At 63.2% G+C, this 16,888-nt stretch carries 13 protein-coding genes and 1 tRNA gene; 5 read left to right on the forward strand and 9 right to left on the reverse strand.

The genetic code is table 11. From position 1 onward, the window contains the following. Positions 1-193 precede the first annotated feature (193 nt). The 4 genes from clpX to ACYVHK_RS15105 all read right to left on the reverse strand — a co-directional run bounded on the left by clpX (position 194) and on the right by ACYVHK_RS15105 (position 3,797). Positions 194-1,465: an ATP-dependent Clp protease ATP-binding subunit ClpX gene (gene clpX, locus ACYVHK_RS15090; RefSeq protein WP_460533715.1), complete on the reverse strand. Its 1,272-nt coding sequence runs from the start codon at positions 1,463-1,465 to the stop codon at positions 194-196. 103 nt (positions 1,466-1,568) lie between these two features. Continuing rightward, entirely contained in the window at positions 1,569-2,216 is a 648-nt protein-coding gene (gene clpP / locus ACYVHK_RS15095) for an ATP-dependent Clp protease proteolytic subunit (RefSeq protein ID WP_460533717.1), read from the reverse strand. Between the two features lie 128 nt (positions 2,217-2,344). Next, a complete protein-coding gene (gene tig, locus ACYVHK_RS15100) occupies positions 2,345-3,646 on the reverse strand; it encodes a trigger factor (RefSeq protein WP_460533719.1) in 1,302 nt (433 codons plus the stop codon). A gap of 66 nt (positions 3,647-3,712) precedes the next feature. Beyond that, a tRNA-Leu gene (locus ACYVHK_RS15105) sits at positions 3,713-3,797 on the reverse strand. Between the two features lie 309 nt (positions 3,798-4,106). Here ACYVHK_RS15105 and gspL point away from each other — a divergent pair. The 4 genes from gspL (at position 4,107) to gltX (ending at position 8,006) form a co-directional block, all read left to right on the forward strand. Then, on the forward strand, positions 4,107-5,273 hold the full coding sequence (gene gspL, locus ACYVHK_RS15110) for a type II secretion system protein L (RefSeq protein ID WP_460533721.1): 1,167 nt from the start codon (positions 4,107-4,109) through the stop codon (positions 5,271-5,273). Then, positions 5,270-5,740, forward strand: coding sequence for a type II secretion system protein GspM (gene gspM, locus ACYVHK_RS15115; protein ID WP_460533723.1), 471 nt, complete (start codon positions 5,270-5,272; stop codon positions 5,738-5,740). Before gspL ends, gspM begins: the two co-directional genes overlap by 4 nt. Next, entirely contained in the window at positions 5,737-6,477 is a 741-nt protein-coding gene (locus ACYVHK_RS15120; protein WP_460533725.1) for a type II secretion system protein N, read from the forward strand. Before gspM ends, ACYVHK_RS15120 begins: the two co-directional genes overlap by 4 nt. Positions 6,478-6,614: 137 nt before the next feature. Next, complete coding sequence (gene gltX, locus ACYVHK_RS15125) at positions 6,615-8,006, forward strand: glutamate--tRNA ligase (RefSeq protein WP_460533727.1); 1,392 nt, start codon at positions 6,615-6,617, stop codon at positions 8,004-8,006. A gap of 67 nt (positions 8,007-8,073) precedes the next feature. Here gltX and ACYVHK_RS15130 read toward each other — a convergent pair whose 3' ends face one another. Beyond that, positions 8,074-9,798: a sensor domain-containing diguanylate cyclase gene (locus tag ACYVHK_RS15130; RefSeq protein WP_460533729.1), complete on the reverse strand. Its 1,725-nt coding sequence runs from the start codon at positions 9,796-9,798 to the stop codon at positions 8,074-8,076. A 194-nt stretch (positions 9,799-9,992) separates the two neighbouring features. Here ACYVHK_RS15130 and ACYVHK_RS15135 point away from each other — a divergent pair, with 194 nt between their 5' ends. Beyond that, positions 9,993-11,609: a methyl-accepting chemotaxis protein gene (locus tag ACYVHK_RS15135; protein WP_460533731.1), complete on the forward strand. Its 1,617-nt coding sequence runs from the start codon at positions 9,993-9,995 to the stop codon at positions 11,607-11,609. A gap of 399 nt (positions 11,610-12,008) precedes the next feature. Here ACYVHK_RS15135 and ACYVHK_RS15140 read toward each other — a convergent pair whose 3' ends face one another. From ACYVHK_RS15140 to ACYVHK_RS15155, 4 genes are all read right to left on the reverse strand, one after another. Then, positions 12,009-13,694 carry a sensor histidine kinase gene (locus tag ACYVHK_RS15140; RefSeq protein WP_460533733.1) on the reverse strand — a complete coding sequence of 562 codons (1,686 nt, stop codon included), beginning with the start codon at positions 13,692-13,694 and terminating at the stop codon, positions 12,009-12,011. 74 nt (positions 13,695-13,768) lie between these two features. Next, positions 13,769-14,557, reverse strand: a complete 789-nt coding sequence (locus ACYVHK_RS15145; RefSeq protein WP_460533735.1) for a D-hexose-6-phosphate mutarotase — start codon at positions 14,555-14,557, stop codon at positions 13,769-13,771. Positions 14,558-14,855: 298 nt separating this feature from the next. Beyond that, positions 14,856-15,767, reverse strand: coding sequence for a DMT family transporter (locus ACYVHK_RS15150; protein ID WP_460533737.1), 912 nt, complete (start codon positions 15,765-15,767; stop codon positions 14,856-14,858). Continuing rightward, entirely contained in the window at positions 15,764-16,801 is a 1,038-nt protein-coding gene (locus ACYVHK_RS15155) for an MBL fold metallo-hydrolase (protein WP_460533739.1), read from the reverse strand. The genes ACYVHK_RS15150 and ACYVHK_RS15155 overlap by 4 nt, the downstream gene beginning before the upstream one ends. Positions 16,802-16,888 lie beyond the last annotated feature (87 nt).

Genomic DNA, 16,888 nt, shown 5'->3' on the forward strand with positions numbered 1-16,888 from the left:
TCCAGTGCGAGAGTCGATGGCTGGAAGATGGGGGGCAAACGACCTATTTCAATCGTTTGCGAATCCATCTTGACTGATATACGGCGCGCTTCGCAACTAGAGCGGCAAAAAAGAAACCGCCTCGAAGGGCGGTTTCTTTTACTTTTAACCACTTAGCGACGGTTTGCAATGCAAACCGCTAACTGGTCCAGACTCAGGCAGCTTGCGACTGCGGCTTGTCTTCGTGCACCAGGATAGGCTGGCCGGCGTGCTCGATGACGTTCTCATCGATCACCACCTTCTTCACATCGCGCTGCGACGGCAGCTCGTACATGGTGTCGAGCAGCGCGCCTTCCAGGATGGAGCGCAGGCCACGTGCGCCGGTCTTGCGGGCCAGAGCGCGGCGGGCGATCGCAGACAGCGCCTCGGCACGTACTTCCAGCTCCGCACCTTCCAGCTCGAACAGCTTCTGGTATTGCTTGATCAGCGCGTTCTTGGGCTCGGTCAGGATGGTGATCAGCGCGGCTTCGTCCAGCTCATCCAGCGTGGCAACCACCGGCAAACGGCCGACAAATTCGGGGATCAGACCAAACTTGATCAGATCTTCCGGCTCGGTCTCGCGCAGGGTCTTGCCCACATCCTTGCTCTCGTCCTTCGAGTGCACCGAAGCACCAAAGCCAATGCCGCCCTTTTGCGAACGCTGGCGGATCACCTGTGCCAGGCCATCGAAGGCACCGCCGCAGATGAACAGGATATTGGTGGTATCGACCTGCAGGAACTCCTGGTTCGGATGCTTGCGGCCACCCGACGGCGGGATCGACGCGACCGTACCTTCGATCAGCTTCAACAAAGCCTGCTGCACGCCCTCACCCGATACATCGCGGGTGATCGAGGGGTTGTCGGACTTGCGCGAAATCTTGTCGATCTCGTCGACATAGATAATGCCGCGCTGGGCCTTTTCGATATCCCAATCGCACTTCTGCAGGAGCTTGGCGATGATGTTTTCGACGTCCTCACCGACATAGCCGGCTTCGGTCAGCGTCGTGGCATCGGCCATCACGAACGGCACGTCCAGCAGACGCGCCAGCGTCTGAGCCAGCAAGGTCTTGCCCGAACCGGTCGGTCCGATCAAGAGAATGTTGGACTTGGCGAGTTCAACGTCGCCAGACTTGGCGGCCGGATTGGCCAGGCGCTTGTAGTGGTTGTACACCGCCACGGCCAGGGTCTTCTTGGCCTTGTCCTGACCGATGACATACTGGTCCAGCGACGCACGGATTTCGGCCGGCGACGGCAGCTTGCCCGCACCGCCCTTGGCTGCAGCCGTAGCACCCGCGGTGCCCGATTGCAGTTCCTCCCGGACGATGTCATTGCATAGCTCGATGCATTCATCGCAGATAAAGACCTGCGGGCCTGCAATCAGCTTGCGCACCTCATGCTGGCTCTTGCCGCAGAAGGAGCAGTAAAGGAGTTTTTCTTTGTCGGTCATGGCAACCTCGCCATTGCTGCGCAGCCGCCTGGACGGCTGCAAACTGGAAAACCGGCGGGCCGGCGCAAAGCCGGCCCGATGGCGAACGGGTCAATACTGGACTTTAACCCACGGCCTGACGCGAAGTAATCACCTGGTCAACCAGGCCATAGTCTTTCGCTTCTGCAGCGGTCATAAAGTTGTCGCGATCGCTGTCGCGTTGAATCTCTTCCAGGCTGCGGCCGGTATGCTCGGCCATCAGCTTGTTCAGCCGCTCACGCAGGCTGAGGATGTACTTGGCATGGATCTCGATATCGGTCGCCTGGCCCTGGAAACCACCCAGCGGCTGATGGATCATGACGGTCGAGTTCGGCAGCGCAAAGCGCTTGCCCTTGGCACCGGCCTGCAGCAGGAAGGCGCCCATGCTGGCCGCCATGCCAACGCAAAGCGTCGACACATCGGGCTTGATGAACTGCATGGTGTCATAGATCGACATGCCGGCGGAGATCGAACCGCCGGGGCTGTTGATGTACAGATAGATATCCTTGTCCGGATTTTCCGACTCCAGGAACAGCATCTGTGCGACCACCACATTGGCGGTGGCATCGTTCACCGGTCCCACCAGGAAGATCACGCGCTCTTTCAGGAGGCGCGAGTAGATATCGTAAGCACGTTCGCCGCGGCCGCTTTGCTCGATCACCATCGGCACATAGCCCAGGGCTTGCGGGTCGGTTTGGGTGTTGCGCCAGTCGGCGGAATTCCAGTTGCTCATGATGTCCTTCATGACCTCGGAAAGGTCAGGCAAGTCGAAGAAAGTAGCCGGGATGAAAAAAGGCCCGGCCGGCACTTACCTTTAAGGTAAGGCGGACGAGCCCTTTTTCAAGCAAGACGAGTCAGAACTTAAGCCTGTTGGCCCATCAGTTCGTCAAACGCCAGTTGCTTGTCAACCGTCTTGGCCTGGGTGTAGACAAACTCAACCACGTTGTCTTCCAGTGCCAGCGCCTCCGGGCCTTCGAGGCGTTCAGGGCTGGAATAGTACCACTTGACCACTTCTTCGGGATGCTCGTAGCTCTCGGCGAACTCGTCAACGATGGTACGGATCTGTTCCGGCTTTGCTTCGAGCTTGTTGGCGCGAACGACTTCAGCCAGGATCAGGCCCAGGCTAACGCGACGCTTGGCTTGCTCTTCGAACAGTTCCGGCGGGAAAGGCATGTTCTGCGGGTCGAAACCACGCTGCTGCATTTCCTGCTTGGCGTTCTCGACCAAACGGCCGATTTCCTGACCCAGCAGTGCCTTCGGCACTTCAACCGGGGTCACGTCCAGCAGAGCCTGCATCACGCCTTCCTTGGCGCGGGCAGTCAGGCGACGCTTCACTTCGCGCTCGACGTTCTTGCGAATCTCGGCGCGCAGGGCGTCCAGATCGCCGCTCTCGATACCCAGCAGCTTGGCGAATTCGGCGTTCAGTTCCGGAACCTGTGGTGCAGCCACGTTCTTCACGGTCACTTCGAACTGGGCAGTCTTACCAGCCACTTCCTGGCCTTGATAGTCGGCAGGGAAGCTGAGGTCGAAGGTCTTGCTGTCGCCTTCCTTCATACCCAGCACGGCGGTATCGAACTCGGGCAGCATCTGGCCTTCGCCAGCCAGGAAGGCATAGTTCTCGCTGGAGCCGCCGGCAAAGGCGACGCCATCGATGGTGCCCTTGAAGTCGACGATCAGGCGATCGCCCTTCTCGGCAGCGCGTTCGACGCGGTCAAAACGGGTACGTTGCTTGCGCAGGATGTCGATGGTCTTGTCGACTTCAACGTCGGACACTTCCAGTACCGGGCGTTCGACTTCCTTGCTGGCCAGGTCGCCCACGGTGATTTCCGGGTAAACCTCGAACGTGGCGCTGAATGCGAAGGCATCGCCTTCCGACGGCTTGCCGACGAATTGCGGGAAACCCGCAACGCGCAGCTTCTGTTCTTGGACAGCCTTGGTGAACGCGGTTTGCACCTGCTCGTTCAGTACTTCCTCACGGGCTTGCAGACCGTAGTTGGCGGCGACGATCTTCATCGGTGCCTTGCCAGGACGGAAGCCCTGAATGCGGGCGGTACGGGCCACGCGCTTCAGCCGGGCGTCAACGGCGGTCTCGATATCGGCGGACGGGATGGCGAAGTCAAGACGACGCTCCAGTTGGCCCAGCGTTTCCAGTTGTGCTTGCATGGTCAATCTATCCTGTATTGCAAATATGCTTCAAACCGCCGGAACATGCCGGCGACAGCGAAACCGTGGTGCGAGCGGAGAGACTCGAACTCTCACGCCTTGCGGCGCTGGAACCTAAATCCAGTGCGTCTACCAATTCCGCCACGCTCGCATTAACTCACGCCCCAACAAGGGTTAGCCGGGTCTTTTCGGACAGGCGGCGCGTAAAGAATCGGGGATTATAGGCGAGACCGCCCGGAAAAAACAAACCCGCTCGGCGACTTGCGACAATTCGGCCCCCTCCGTCATACGACCTGCCCGTGGAACCCTTCCTCGCGATACCGGTCCAGCCAGCCACACCGACCTCGAACAAGGCGATGGCTTCCAGGCATATGCAAGCTCACCGTCAACAACGCTGTGTCATACTACCGCTCGCCTTTTTACAACAGCCTTCCGGCCAACCTGCACGACGACCTGCCACGTGACTACGCTGCGACTGTTCATTACCGAATCCAGCCTACCGGCGACCGCCGCCACCGAAGTGGAATGGCGCACCCTCACCGGCTTGCAGGTGGGCCACGGGCGCTCAGCGCTCGGCAAGCTACCCGCTGCCAGCCGAATCGAACTCTTCCTGCCGCCGGCCAGAGTGCTCCGCGCCAGCGTCACCCTGCCTGTCGGCAGCAAGCGCCAGGCTGGCAAGCTGCTGCCTTACGCGCTGGATCAGGTCCTGCTGGCCGAACCCAGCGAGCAGCATCTGGCGCACAAACTGCTCGATGAGCAATGCCGTGTGGCGGCCATACAACGCGACGTCCTCGCCGAACTGCTTAACACACTGACCCAGGTCGGCCGTCGTCCGCGGGCGGTCTGGTCCGCCGATGCACTGATCCCTGCCGACGGTGAAGTACTGTTCTGGTACGGCGACGGCTGGGCCCGCCGCACGGCCGATGCCGCCCAGTGGTTCGACGCCACCAGCCCCGATCAGGTGCCGGACCTGCTGAAGCTGGCCCTGACCGACTGCCCCGAGCTGACGCTCGCCCTGCCGCCACAACTGGCCGGGCAAGTCGATCTTGCCCACTGGCAACTGCAACTGGGCTGCCCGGTGCAAGTCCAGGCAGGCGACCCGCTGGCGCAGGCCATCGCGCCGGATGCGATCGATCTGCTGCAAGGGGAGTTCGCCGCCGGTCCACAGATCGACCTCGACCTGAGCCGGCTCAGGCCCAGCGGCATCCTGGCTGGTGCCGCGCTTGCCCTGCTCTGCGCCGCCTGGCTGGGACAATGGTGGAGCTGGCGAAGCGAGGAGAAGGCGCTCAAGCAGCAGATCAATACTGCTTTCTCGCAGGCCTTCCCCGGCACGCCGATTGTCGACCCCCTGCTGCAGCTGCAAACCAAGCTCGGTGCCGGCAAACCCACTGCCGCCCCCAAGACCAATGACAGCCTGGACAGGTTGCTGACCCTGGCACCCAGCCTGCAGGGTGGCAGCGTCAAGCTTGTCAATCTCGACTACCTCAATGGCCGCATCGAGGCGGAATACCTTGCCAAACCGGAGCAACTGGCTGCACTGACCCAGACGCTCAGCGCCCTCGGCAAGGTCGATACCCGACCGACTGCACCCGACCGCACCCGGCTTATCCTGACTCCGAACCCATGAACGCCGCCCTGCTCCCTCTCCAGACCTACTGGAAGCAACGTAATGCCCGTGAGCGCGCCATCCTGACTGCTGGCGCCGTCTTCCTGCTGCTGGCACTGATCTATGCACTGATGATCGATCCGATCAACACCGAGCGTAACCGCCTGTCGCGCAGCCTGCCCACGCTGAGGACCGAAGTAGCCCGCTTCGAGCGCGACCTGCTGGTCGCCAAGGGCCAGCAAGGCGGCACGGTACAGCACGGTGACCTGAACACGCTGCTGCTGGCCAGCGGCCTCAACCCACAGTCGGCCCGTCTCGACAAGCGCAACGGCAAAAGCGCCGCCTTGCATGCAAGCGCCGCCCCCTGGAACGCGCTCACCAACTTGATGACCGGCGCCCGCGATCAGGGTTGGCAACTGAGCAAGCTGTCAGTCCGTGCCGGCCCCGAACCCGGTCTGGTAGATGCTGACCTGGAGTGGACCCGATGAAGCGGCTGGCCTGGTACTGGTGGCTGGCACTGGCACTGCTGACGCTCATCTTTCTTTTGTTGCGCCTGCCGGCCAGCCTGCTTGGCAGCGTGCTTGCGTCGCAGACCGGTGACAAGCTAACCCTGGCCGCCGCCGAAGGCAGCATCTGGCAGGGCTCGGCCCAACCGGTACTGCAAGGCAAGGCTCTGGCCGAGCGGGTCAGCTGGTCCTGGCAGCCGGCCGGGCTGCTGCGCGGCAAGCTCGGCTATCAATTGAAGCTCGATGACGGCAGTGCGCAACTGGCGCTGGGGCTGCGCAGCCTGGAACTGCGCGAAGCCAATTTTGGCCTCGCCGCCGCGCCCTTGCTGCAACTTGATCAACGTAGCCGCGGCTACGGCCTGAGCGGCCAGTTCCACCTCAGCACTGGTCGCTTTCTGTGGCAGGCCGGCAAGCCCGAGGGACAGTTGCTGCTAGATTGGCGCAATGCGGCGTCCAGCCTGGTGCCGGGCGTGCAGCCGCTGGGTGACTATCGTGCTACGGTAACTCCGGCGGGCGAGCGCTGGCAGGTACAGCTCAGCACCCTGAACGGTCAATTGCAGCTCAATGGCCAGGGCAACTGGGATGCCCGCCAGGGCCTGCAAGCCGAGGTCGGCCTCAAGGCCGCCAACGGCGCAGAAGCATTGCTGGCGCCGTTCCTGAACCAGGTCGGGGCCGGCAGCCCCGAGAGCGAACGCAAGCTGCGCTTCAACTTCAAATAGTGCCCCGCGAACCCCGCCTGATAGCGGGGTTTGTGCTGTCTGGCACGGCCTTGCCTTCGGCCGGATTGCGGACTCGGCACTCATAGCACGGGCGCACCGGGTAGAATACGGCTTTTACCGCTTTCATCCGGCCCATCATGACCGTCCGTACCCGTTTTGCCCCCTCCCCTACCGGCCTCCTGCATATCGGCGGCGTTCGCACCGCACTGTTCAGCTGGGCCTATGCCCGCAAGCAGCAAGGCGTGTTCGTTCTGCGGATCGAAGACACCGACCTCGAACGCTCCACGCCGGAATCCGTGCAGGCCATTCTCGACGGCATGCATTGGGTCGGGTTGGGCTACGACGAAGGCCCGTTCTACCAGATGCAGCGCATGGACCGTTACAAGGCCGTACTGCAGGACATGCTGGCCACCGGCAGCGCCTACCACTGCTACACCAGCAAGGAAGAGCTGGACCAGATGCGCGCGGATGCCGAAGCCCGCGGCGAGAAGCCGCGCTATGACCGCCGCTGGCGCCCGGAACGCGACAAAATACTGCCCGCCATTCCGGCCGGCATCCAGCCGGTGATTCGCTTCCGTAACGCCATCGACGGCGTCGTGGCCTGGGACGATGCGGTCAAGGGCCGGATCGAGATCGGCAATAGCGAGCTCGACGACCTGATCATCGCGCGCCCGGACGGCACGCCGACCTACAACTTCTGCGTGGTGGTGGATGATTGGGACATGGGTATCACCCACGTCATCCGCGGTGACGACCACGTCAACAACACCCCGCGCCAGATCAACATCCTGGCTGCACTCGGTGCACCGCTGCCGGTCTACGGCCACCTGCCGATGATCCTCAACGCCGACGGCCAGAAGATGAGCAAGCGGCGCGATGCCGTCAGCGTGGTGGACTACAGCGAGCAGGGCATCCTGCCGGAAGCGCTGCTCAACTACCTGGCACGCCTGGGCTGGGGCCATGGCGACGATGAATTCTTCACCATGGACCAGTTCGTGGAATGGTTCGACCTGAAGAACGTCAGCCCGAGCCCCTCGCGCTTCGACCGCGACAAGATGTTGTGGATCAACCAGCAGCACATGAAGGCGGCCGACAACACCCGCCTGGCTGATCTGGTACAGCCCTTCCTGCGCAAGCTCGACTGCGACGCCAGCCAGGGTCCGTTGCTGGCCGAGGTGATCGCCCTGCTCAAGGAGCGGGTCACCAACCTCGTCGACCTCGCCGCCCAGGCGACCTATTTCTACCGGCACGATGCCGCGCCGGCCGAACTCGCCGCGCAACACCTGACCGAAGAAAGCCGGGCTCGCCTGGGCCGCTTCGCCACGGTACTGGCCGATACCACCTGGGATGCACCGTCGATCAGTGCCGCCATCAAGGCCTTCGTGGCCGCAGAAGGCATCAAGATGCCCTTGCTGGGCATGCCGGTCCGCGCTGCGGTCTGCGGTACGACACAGACGCCGTCGGTGGATCTGGTCCTGACCCTGCTGGGTCGCGACGAAGTACTGGCTCGCCTGGCCAAGCTGGCCTGAACGGCACAATAGAAAGCCCCCGTCGGTGAAGCGCCGGCGAGGGCTTTTTGTTTTCCAGGTGAGGGGGCTACGGCAGCCAGGCCTCGCTGCGGTTGCGGCCACCTTCCTTGGCGCGGTACAGCGCCTGATCGGCACGGGCGACCAGCTTGTCGATCGCTAGCCCCTCCGTCCACTCCGCCACGCCGAAGCTGCTGGTCAGACTGATGTCCCCTTCAGGATGCGGCAAACGGATACCGGCGATCAGCAGGCGCAGGCGCTCGGCCACCTGCAAGGCAGCCATCAACGCCGTATCGGGCAATAGCGCCACGAACTCCTCGCCGCCGAAGCGGGCCGCCATATCGACATCGCGTATCGTTTCACGGCTCAGTCGCGCAATCTCGACGATTACCTGATCGCCAACCTCGTGCCCATAGCTGTCGTTGATGCGCTTGAAGTGGTCGATATCGAAGATGAACAGCGAGATCGGCGTCGCCTGCCGCAGCGCCCGCGCCACCTCGATCGCCGCCCGTTCATGGAAGGCGCGCCGGTTCAGAAGCTGGCTCAGGCTGTCGGTACTGGCCAGCGACTCCAGCTTGCTGACCAGTTGCTGCCGCTCTTCGAGCGAAGCCAGCAGGTGCTCGTTGGCCAGGTTCAGGAGTTCGGTGCGTTCCTGGACCTGCTCCTCGAGCGAGGCATTGAGCAGGGACATCTTGTCCTGCTCCGTCTTGAGTGCCGCCACCATGTGCTTGAGCGAGCTGGCCAGTTGCCTTGTCTCGCTGAACGGTGAAACGGTCGGTATCTGCACTTCGATCTCGCCGGCACGCAACCGATCGGCCGCCTTGCCCAAGGCCGCCAGCGGGCGCGCCACCCTGCCGGCCAGCCATAAGCCGAACAAGCTGAAGAGCACAGCAAGGCCGGCACCCATCCCCAGCACCAGATACTGGATATGCCTGACCGGCGCATAGGCAATCGCCAAGGGCTGGCGGACCAAGACCCACCAACCGAGGCCGGTGTAGTCGCCCATACCTTGGGTCTTCACCAGCGCCGTCAGGTATTCCTGCCCATCCGGCCAGGCCAACAACCTGCCGGACTCACCCTCTGCGTCCGCGAGACGCGTCGGCAGGCGCGTCCCTGCCAGCCCTTCGGGCGCCAGCAGTATCTTGCCCTCGGCGTTGAGCACGAACACTTCCACTCCCTGCGCACGGCGGGTAGCTGAAAACACGGTCTGCTCGACTGAACGCGCCCAGGCCCAAGAGAGATGCGTGCCGATCACGCCACGCAGCTGGTTATCCAACCCATAGACCGGTGCCGCGACATCGACAAAGCGCAGCGGCTCGCCATTGCTGGGCGGCGGCAAGATCTTTGCCAGCAACTTGGCCTCGTGCACGTCGCCTGCATAGGCCCCCTTGAGGGCGCCGGCAAACCAGGGTCGGGCGGAGACATCCGCGCCTTCGAGCACGCCGTCGGCCGAGTACTGGACCTTGCCCTTGGTATCGGCATAGCCAATCCAGGCCACCTCGCCGCTGCTATGGCGCAGTTTTTCGAGTATGGCCCGGTTGTCGCTTAACGAAGAGGCAGGATCACGCACCTGCCGCAGGCTGGTGATCAGTTGTATGGTGCGCAGCTGCTCATGCATGCCCAGATCCAGCTGATCGGCCATCTGCCCAGCCAAGTCGCTGAGCGCACTGCCGATATCGCGCCGCGACACCTCGCTGGCAAGATGCCCGAGCGAATAGGACAGCAACACCGCCATCAGCACCGATACGGCCGAAAACGCGAGCACCAGCGCGCTACGCAAGGAGAGTTTTGTCATCCGCATCCAGGATGATGCCCTTGGAGACCATCATCTTCTTCTGATTATCCATCCGCCTTTTTATCAGCCCCTGCTCGCGTCGGGAAGTCCTTTGGGATCAATGCCACAGTATCTCGCAGCGGCATTCGCAAGCACCGGTCTTGCGCTGACTTCTATGCTTCAATCAATCTTGTCGCCAGCCAGGGCCATACTACATGTTTGCCGCACTTTCCATCCGTACCCGTCTCGCTCTGCTTTCCAGCGTACTGCTGGCCTTGTTGATCGCCGTCAGCCTCCTGGGCATGCTGGGCATACACAATGGCAACGCGGAACTCGCAGCCATCTACCAGCAGCGTACCAAGCCCGTGGTAGAGCTGGCGGACCGAATGGACCGACTGCACCGTAGCCGTGCACAGTTGCTGCTGGCACTGGACGCCCCATTCCCGGACGTTGCCAAGCAGCACTTCGACGAGATCGACAAGCTCGAAGCCCCCATCGCCGCCGGCCTGGCCGCCAGCAGCACCCTGGCCGGGGACGAAGCCGCGCTGCGCGAGCAGTTCGTCAAGGCCTACGGCAGCTATCGCGATAGCCGCAAGGGCATGCTGGACCTGCTGATGCAGAGCGACATGACCAGCGCCGGCCAATACTACCGGGAGAAAGTACTCGGCCCGTTTGAGGCCTCCACCAAGGCACTGGGCACCTGGATCACCCGCCAGAGCGAAGCCTCGCGGCTCTCCTACGAGTCCGCCAGTCAGGCCGGTCAGAAACTGCAGGGCATCCTGGGTGGCGCGGTACTGATCGGCGTGATCGTGGCGGTGCTGCTCTCCATTGCCATCATCCGCTCCGTCCTGGTCCCACTGGACGCCGCAGTGCGGCTTGCCGGCCAGATCGCCGCCGGCCAGCTCAGCCAGACGGTGACCTTGTCATCACACGGTGAAATGGGCCGTCTGGGCAAGGCGCTGGAAACCATGCGCTTGCAGCTGCGGGAAATGATCACGGCAATCGGCGCCTCCAGCCGCCAGCTCGATACCGCCGCCCACGGCATGCGGGACGCCTATGCCGCGATCGCCGACGGCTCCGCCCGCCAGAGCGAGGCCACGGCGTCCATCGCTGCCGCCGTCGAACAGATGACGGTCAGTTTCGACCATGTCTCGCAGCGCAGCGGCGAAGTCCGCAGCCAGGCGGAGCGCGCGGCACAGCTGGCAACCGCCGGCGCCAGCCAAGCCGATGCGGCCAGCGCCAAGATCAGCGAAGTCGCCACGGCGGTGGGCGAAAGCCAGACCGCCATCGACCGGCTGGAAAACCACGCCCATGCGATCGGCGGCATCGCCACCACCATCCGCGAGATCGCCGACCAGACCAATCTGCTGGCGCTCAACGCTGCCATTGAAGCCGCCCGCGCCGGCGAGCAGGGTCGTGGCTTTGCCGTCGTGGCCGATGAGGTCCGCAAACTGGCGGAGAAGACCAGCACCGCCACGACCGACATCATGGCGGCCCTGGGCCAGGTCCAGCAGGAAACCGGCCAGGCCGCCCGCGACATGCGGCAAAGCAGCGTGCAGGTCGCCAGCGGTGCCGAAGCCGTACGCGCCCTGCTACCCGCCCTCGCGGAACTGCGCAGCGGCTCCACCAATACCAGCACCGAACTGGGCGAGCTTGCCAGCGTCTATCGCGAACAGACCAGCGCCAGCCAGTCGATCGCCCAGCATCTGGAACACATCGCACAGATGACCGAGACCACCAATGTCGCCATCGGCAATAGCAGCGATACGGTGGACGAGCTGGAAAGGTTGGCCGGGGAGCTGGAACGGGCGGTGGCGCGGTTCCAGGTTTAGAACACGGATTAATTGCGGCGGGGCGCTAGCTGCCTATCTCCACCCTGCGGAGCCGGGTGCTCACCGGCATGTGAGATCGGATGCGGGCTTTGGCTTTCATACCACCCACTCCCCCCGCCCTCGCCGCCGCGAGGGAGCCTCGCTGACGCTCGTCAGTAGCTTGGGTTGCTTGTGGCTGAGCTTCTTGGGGGAAAGCGCTGCCCACAAAACTGACACGGACAACCTACCCCAGAGCACGGTTGCCCTTGTAAGGCGGAAGCACCCGCAAGGGGTAGGCCGGGATGGTAGGGCGCCGACAATCCCGCGCAGCACAGCGCCTTCCACCACGCACTGGTCGAAACGAGTGTCACCCCATCCGATCCGGATCATGGCATCGCCAAAGTGCGCAAGCGCTGCTACCTAATGGTGATCCTCGCCGCTGATCAAGGACATCAATTCCGCCGCCGGCGGTAGCCAGAAGATGAAGGAGGAGCCTTCGCCGGGTTGGCTTTCGGAGAGGATGCCGCCGTGGTGGCGGTGCATGACGCGCTGGGCGATGGCGAGGCCGGTGCCGCTACCGGCGAGGCGCCCCGCGCCTTGGGCGTCCTGGAACGGGGCGAACAGGCGTTCGGCGGTGGCCGCGTCGAAACCGGTGCCGTTGTCCACGATGCCGAATTCGCGCCGCCCGCGGCGCTCGCGTTCAAACAAGCCGATGCGTGGCTCCGCCAGCGGTGCGGTGAAGTGCCAGGCATTGCGCAGCAGGCAGTCGAGCAGGATGCGCATCAAGCCGGAGTCGGCATGGATCTGCAGGTGCGGTGCGATCATCACCTGCATGCCGGGGCGGGGGTACTGGTCCTGCAGGTCATCCACGATCTCGGCCGCTAGCAGGCTCAGGTCCACCTTGCCGATATTGAGGGGTCGCAGCGAGATACGCGACAGGCTGACCAGGTCATCGAGCAGGCGCCCCATGCGCTCCGCCGCATTGAGGGTGCGCTCGAGATAGTCCATGCCGGTGGCGTCGAGCCGCGCGCCGTAATCCTCGCGCAGGATGGAGCCAAAGCCATGGACCGCCCGCAAGGGCGCATTCAGGTCATGCGAGACGGTATAGGTAAAGGCTTCCAGTTCGCGCATGGTGCGCTTTACATGCTCGGTCCGGGCGACCACCCTGGCCTCGAGTTCGCCATTCAGGCGCTGGATATCGGCTTCACGCCGGAGCCGCTCCAGCTCGGCCGCGCAACGACCGGCAAACAGATTGAGCAACTTGCCCTGCAACTCACCCTGGTGACAGGGCTTGTTGTCGATAATCGCCAGCACGCCCAATACCGTGCCGTCCGAAGCGCGTAAGGGCACGCCCATATAGCTGCGGGCGCCCATCTCCGTCACCAACGGGTGCGCCGGGTAGCGCTGCTGCAGCTCATCAGCGTAGAACACCACCTCGCCCTTCAGTACTTCCTTGCTCGGCGTATCGTCCAGCGGAAAAGTCAGCGGGGCGCTAGCCTCGCCCGAATCGCTATAGGCCACGGTCATGGCGTGCCGCGGCGCCTTGATCGGAAAATACTCTGCGACCAGGGCGCGCCTGACCGACAGGACCCGGCACAGGCTGTCCATCAGGGCGCCCAGATAAGTCACGCCAACCGCGCTCACGGTATCGGCCTGTATGCGCTCCACCAGCATATTGAAACGCTGGCTCTCGTGTATGTCCTGATTGACCCCCGCCATGCAAAGCGGTCGCCCTTCGGGCGAAAATTCCACCCAGCCGCTGGCCTTCACATGGCGCCAGCCGCCATCCGGCCCGCGAACCCGGAAGGTCGTTTCATAGGGACGGATGCCGGAGAGCGCCGCGACCACTTCATCACGGACAAAAGGAAGATCATCGGGGTGCAGCAGCGCAAGCCAGGCATTGCCATCAATGGCGGTATCGGCGGGCAGGCCGTAGACCTGGAACATGGCCTCGTTCCAGATCAGCCGCTGCCGGTGTATCTCCCAGACGAAGATACCCAGTCGCGCCGACCGGGCCGCCTCCAGCAAGGAGCGGGCGATCTCGCCAGGGTCATCCAGCAATTCGGCCGGGCAGATGGTCAACTGGGAGAAGTCGGGCAATTGCATGATGCTCGGGCGCGGGGTGGATGCTTCAGTCTAGGACACACCACTGTCCGGCGCCGCCCGGAAGCAACGTCAGGTCAATCCGCGCTGATGTTCAGGCTCATGCTGGCATAGTGGCTGGCACCAGGCGCCAGCTCGACCGCTGCCACGCCGATATTGCCGCGCTCGACGCAGACATACTCCGGCCAATGCCGGCCGATATCGGCGATCGATACCGCCTGCTCGCCAGGATTCCAGACCACCGCACTACGCATGCCCTCGGCCGCAATCTGCACCGTCCGGCCGGCGTCATGCAGCACCAGCGGATCAGGCGCGATCTCGAATACCGCATCGATGGGCTGCTGCAGTTGCACGATGCCCTCCTGCGGACTGGTCACATGCCCAATCTCACGCCGCAACCGGCCGGCCAGCCCCTCCACCGTGCAACGACGGACATCGTGGACCGCAAAGTAGCTGTGCAGCGCATAGGTAAAGCGGAAAGGCGTGGCATCGCGATTGCTGACGGTAAACTCGAAATGCAGACCGTCATCAAGGTGCACCGCCAGTTCAGCCCGGAAGGCATGCGGCCACAGGGAGCGGGTAGCTTCGTTATCCAGCAACTCGAACACCGCACGGTCCTGGGTCTGCTCCAGCAGGGTCCAGACCTGGTTACGGGCAAAGCCATGTGCCGGCAAGCCGTCAGGATGTTTGCCAAACCAGGGAAAACACACCGGCACACCACCGCGTACCGCCTTGCCCGGCTCCTGGCTGCTGAGTGGCGACGCCCACAACAGGGGCTGCCCATGCAGCTCGGTCTGCAGCACCTGCGCACCCTGCAGGCTGATACGGGCCCAGCCCGCCGACGATACTAGCTCTATGGTTTGCATCCCTGTCCCATGGTTTGGCGTATGGCTAACTACTGTAGCGTAAGCCATCTGCGGCAGGGGGAAAGCGTACCGGTCTTATCGTCGCTGGACGGTAGGTAGGTTGTAGTGCGTCTTGGCTCGGGTTTTAGCGACTGTCTCCGCAGATATCGCACTGCGTGCGTTTGAATGCGGGAGTGCGGCCCGCAGGCCGCCTTACTCTCTTTTGGCGAAGCAAAGAAAGGGAGGCGGCCGCGGGACGAACTCCCGCTCCAAACCGCGCAACGCGCGGATCTCGCGGCGGCAGCCGCTTAAAAAAGAACTAACGGCTATTCGTCAGCCAAACCCCGCCAACCACCAACACCCCGCCGATCAGTGCCGGCAAGGTCAAGGATTCGCCGAGCAGCAGGATGCTCGCCAGCACCGCAAACACCGGCACCAGGTTGGTAAAGACGATGGTCTTGGCCGCACCGATCTGTACGATGCCGTCGCTATACCAAACGAAGGCCGCCGCCGTACCCAGCGCACCGAGGTACAACACGCCGCCCCACTGCAAGGCGCTCAGCGACAAGGGCGCACTCAGCTCACCACGCAGCGCCGCTGTTGCCCCCAGCAGCACGCAGCCGATCAGCGCCGCCCAGGCCGTTGCCTGCAGGCTGCTCAGATGCTTCATCGCATTACGGCCGAACAGGGTGTAGGCCACCCAGCTCACACAGCAACCCAGGATCAGCAACTCGCCATGCCCCACCCCCTGACGCAGGATGCCCAGATAGTCGCCATGCGAAATCACCGTGATCGCGCCAAACAGCGAGACGGCCACCCCCAGCCAGCGCCGAGGCCCCAAGGGCTGGCGTAGTAGGCCGGCGCTGACCAGCGCCACCATGATGGGGTTGAGCGCCACCAGCAGTGCAGCGCGGCTGGCAGGGATTTCCGACAAGCCGAAGAAGAAGAACACGTTGTAGGCATAGACACCCGATACCCCGAGCGTCGCCACCCAGAACCACTGGGTGCGCGTCGGCCAGACGATGCCGGCGGGCGAGCGCCATAGCAGCAGGAACAGGCAGGCGGTCGCGATCACGAAGCGCCAGAAGGCGATCGACATCGGCGGCATGGCCTGGGCCAGCACCCGGCCAACGATAAAGGTTCCGCCCCAGATCGCCATCGTGACGATAAGCTTGAGATAGAGGCCGGTATGGGATGTCTTGCCGGCGCTGGCAACAGTGGTATCGGTCATGATTGGGCAGTACGGCTGAATCGATAGACACCTGCGTCATCCTGCTCGCGTGTCACCACGCCGCGATGCCACAGGTAATTGAGATGGGCAATGCACTCCGCCAGCGCGAACATCGTTTGGTAGAGATCGAACATACGGCCAAACAGCACCGGCAGCAGGTCCACCGCCGACATGGAATGGTCCATGGCGGCGAGCATGACCGACAGTCGCTCCGCGTGATGCGCCTTCAGCACCTCGACCCGGGCGTGGATGCCACGGAAGGGCCTGCCGTGCGAGGGCAGGACCAGCGCGTCTTGCGGCAATACCAGGAAACGATCAAGCGAATCCAGGAACTGTCCCAGCGTATCGCCGTCCGGGTCGGCCGCCCAGGCGCCGACATTGGTGGATATCTTGGGCAACAGCATGTCGCCAGAGATCAGTACGTTTTTTTCCTCGCACCACAGCGCCATGTGCTCGGGCGAATGGCCAAAGCCGGGTATGGTCTGCCATTGCGCCCCGCCGATGGCGATCTGCTGGCCAGCCAGCAAGCGGTTGAATGACGACGGCAGGCTCTTCACCCCCCACTGGAAGGTGTTGCCACGCTCGGTGAACTGCGCAAGCTTGTCCTCGGCCAGGCCATGGCGGGCAAAATGGGCGTTGAAGGAAGGCACATCGAAGCCCGGCAGGTCATGCCAGACCGCACGGGCCAGCAGGAACTCGCCCAGGCTGATATGAAAATCCGCCCCGAAACGTGCTGTCAACCAGCCGGCCAGGCCGATATGGTCCGGATGGTAGTGGGTAGCCACCACCTTGCCGAGCGGCCGACCGGCCATCGTGCCGTCAAACAGTACCTGCCAGAGTTCGCGCGTCGTGTCGGTATCGTAGCCGGCGTCGACCACGCTCCAGCCATCCGCCTCCTGCAACAGCCAGAGATTGATATGGTTGAGCGCAAAAGGCAGCGGCATCTTGAGCCAATGCACCCCTGGCGCGACCTCGATCGTCTCGCCAGCGGCGGGGAGCTCATCCCCGTGGGGGTAGTGCAAACGATGGGGCATGGCACTAACCATATTAGAAAATGCAAAACAGCGATTATGACAGCCTCGCTACCCTCTGCTATCTTCGCCGGGCAGATATAAATAAAC

Source organism: Chitinimonas naiadis, from assembly GCF_054780835.1.

What these genes read in the sequence shown, in the direction of transcription:
- clpP (WP_460533717.1), bottom strand. Translation starts at nt 2,216, where the DNA reads ATGAGCAACTGGAATTCCGCCGACTGGCGCAACACCCAAACCGACCCG.
- ACYVHK_RS15155 (WP_460533739.1), bottom strand. Translation starts at nt 16,801, where the DNA reads ATGCCCCATCGTTTGCACTACCCCCACGGGGATGAGCTCCCCGCCGCT.
- ACYVHK_RS15120 (WP_460533725.1), top strand. Translation starts at nt 5,737, where the DNA reads ATGAAGCGGCTGGCCTGGTACTGGTGGCTGGCACTGGCACTGCTGACG.
- gspM (WP_460533723.1), top strand. Translation starts at nt 5,270, where the DNA reads ATGAACGCCGCCCTGCTCCCTCTCCAGACCTACTGGAAGCAACGTAAT.
- ACYVHK_RS15135 (WP_460533731.1), top strand. Translation starts at nt 9,993, where the DNA reads ATGTTTGCCGCACTTTCCATCCGTACCCGTCTCGCTCTGCTTTCCAGC.
- ACYVHK_RS15140 (WP_460533733.1), bottom strand. Translation starts at nt 13,694, where the DNA reads ATGCAATTGCCCGACTTCTCCCAGTTGACCATCTGCCCGGCCGAATTG.
- ACYVHK_RS15130 (WP_460533729.1), bottom strand. Translation starts at nt 9,798, where the DNA reads ATGACAAAACTCTCCTTGCGTAGCGCGCTGGTGCTCGCGTTTTCGGCC.
- tig (WP_460533719.1), bottom strand. Translation starts at nt 3,646, where the DNA reads ATGCAAGCACAACTGGAAACGCTGGGCCAACTGGAGCGTCGTCTTGAC.
- clpX (WP_460533715.1), bottom strand. Translation starts at nt 1,465, where the DNA reads ATGACCGACAAAGAAAAACTCCTTTACTGCTCCTTCTGCGGCAAGAGC.
- ACYVHK_RS15150 (WP_460533737.1), bottom strand. Translation starts at nt 15,767, where the DNA reads ATGACCGATACCACTGTTGCCAGCGCCGGCAAGACATCCCATACCGGC.
- ACYVHK_RS15145 (WP_460533735.1), bottom strand. Translation starts at nt 14,557, where the DNA reads ATGCAAACCATAGAGCTAGTATCGTCGGCGGGCTGGGCCCGTATCAGC.
- gltX (WP_460533727.1), top strand. Translation starts at nt 6,615, where the DNA reads ATGACCGTCCGTACCCGTTTTGCCCCCTCCCCTACCGGCCTCCTGCAT.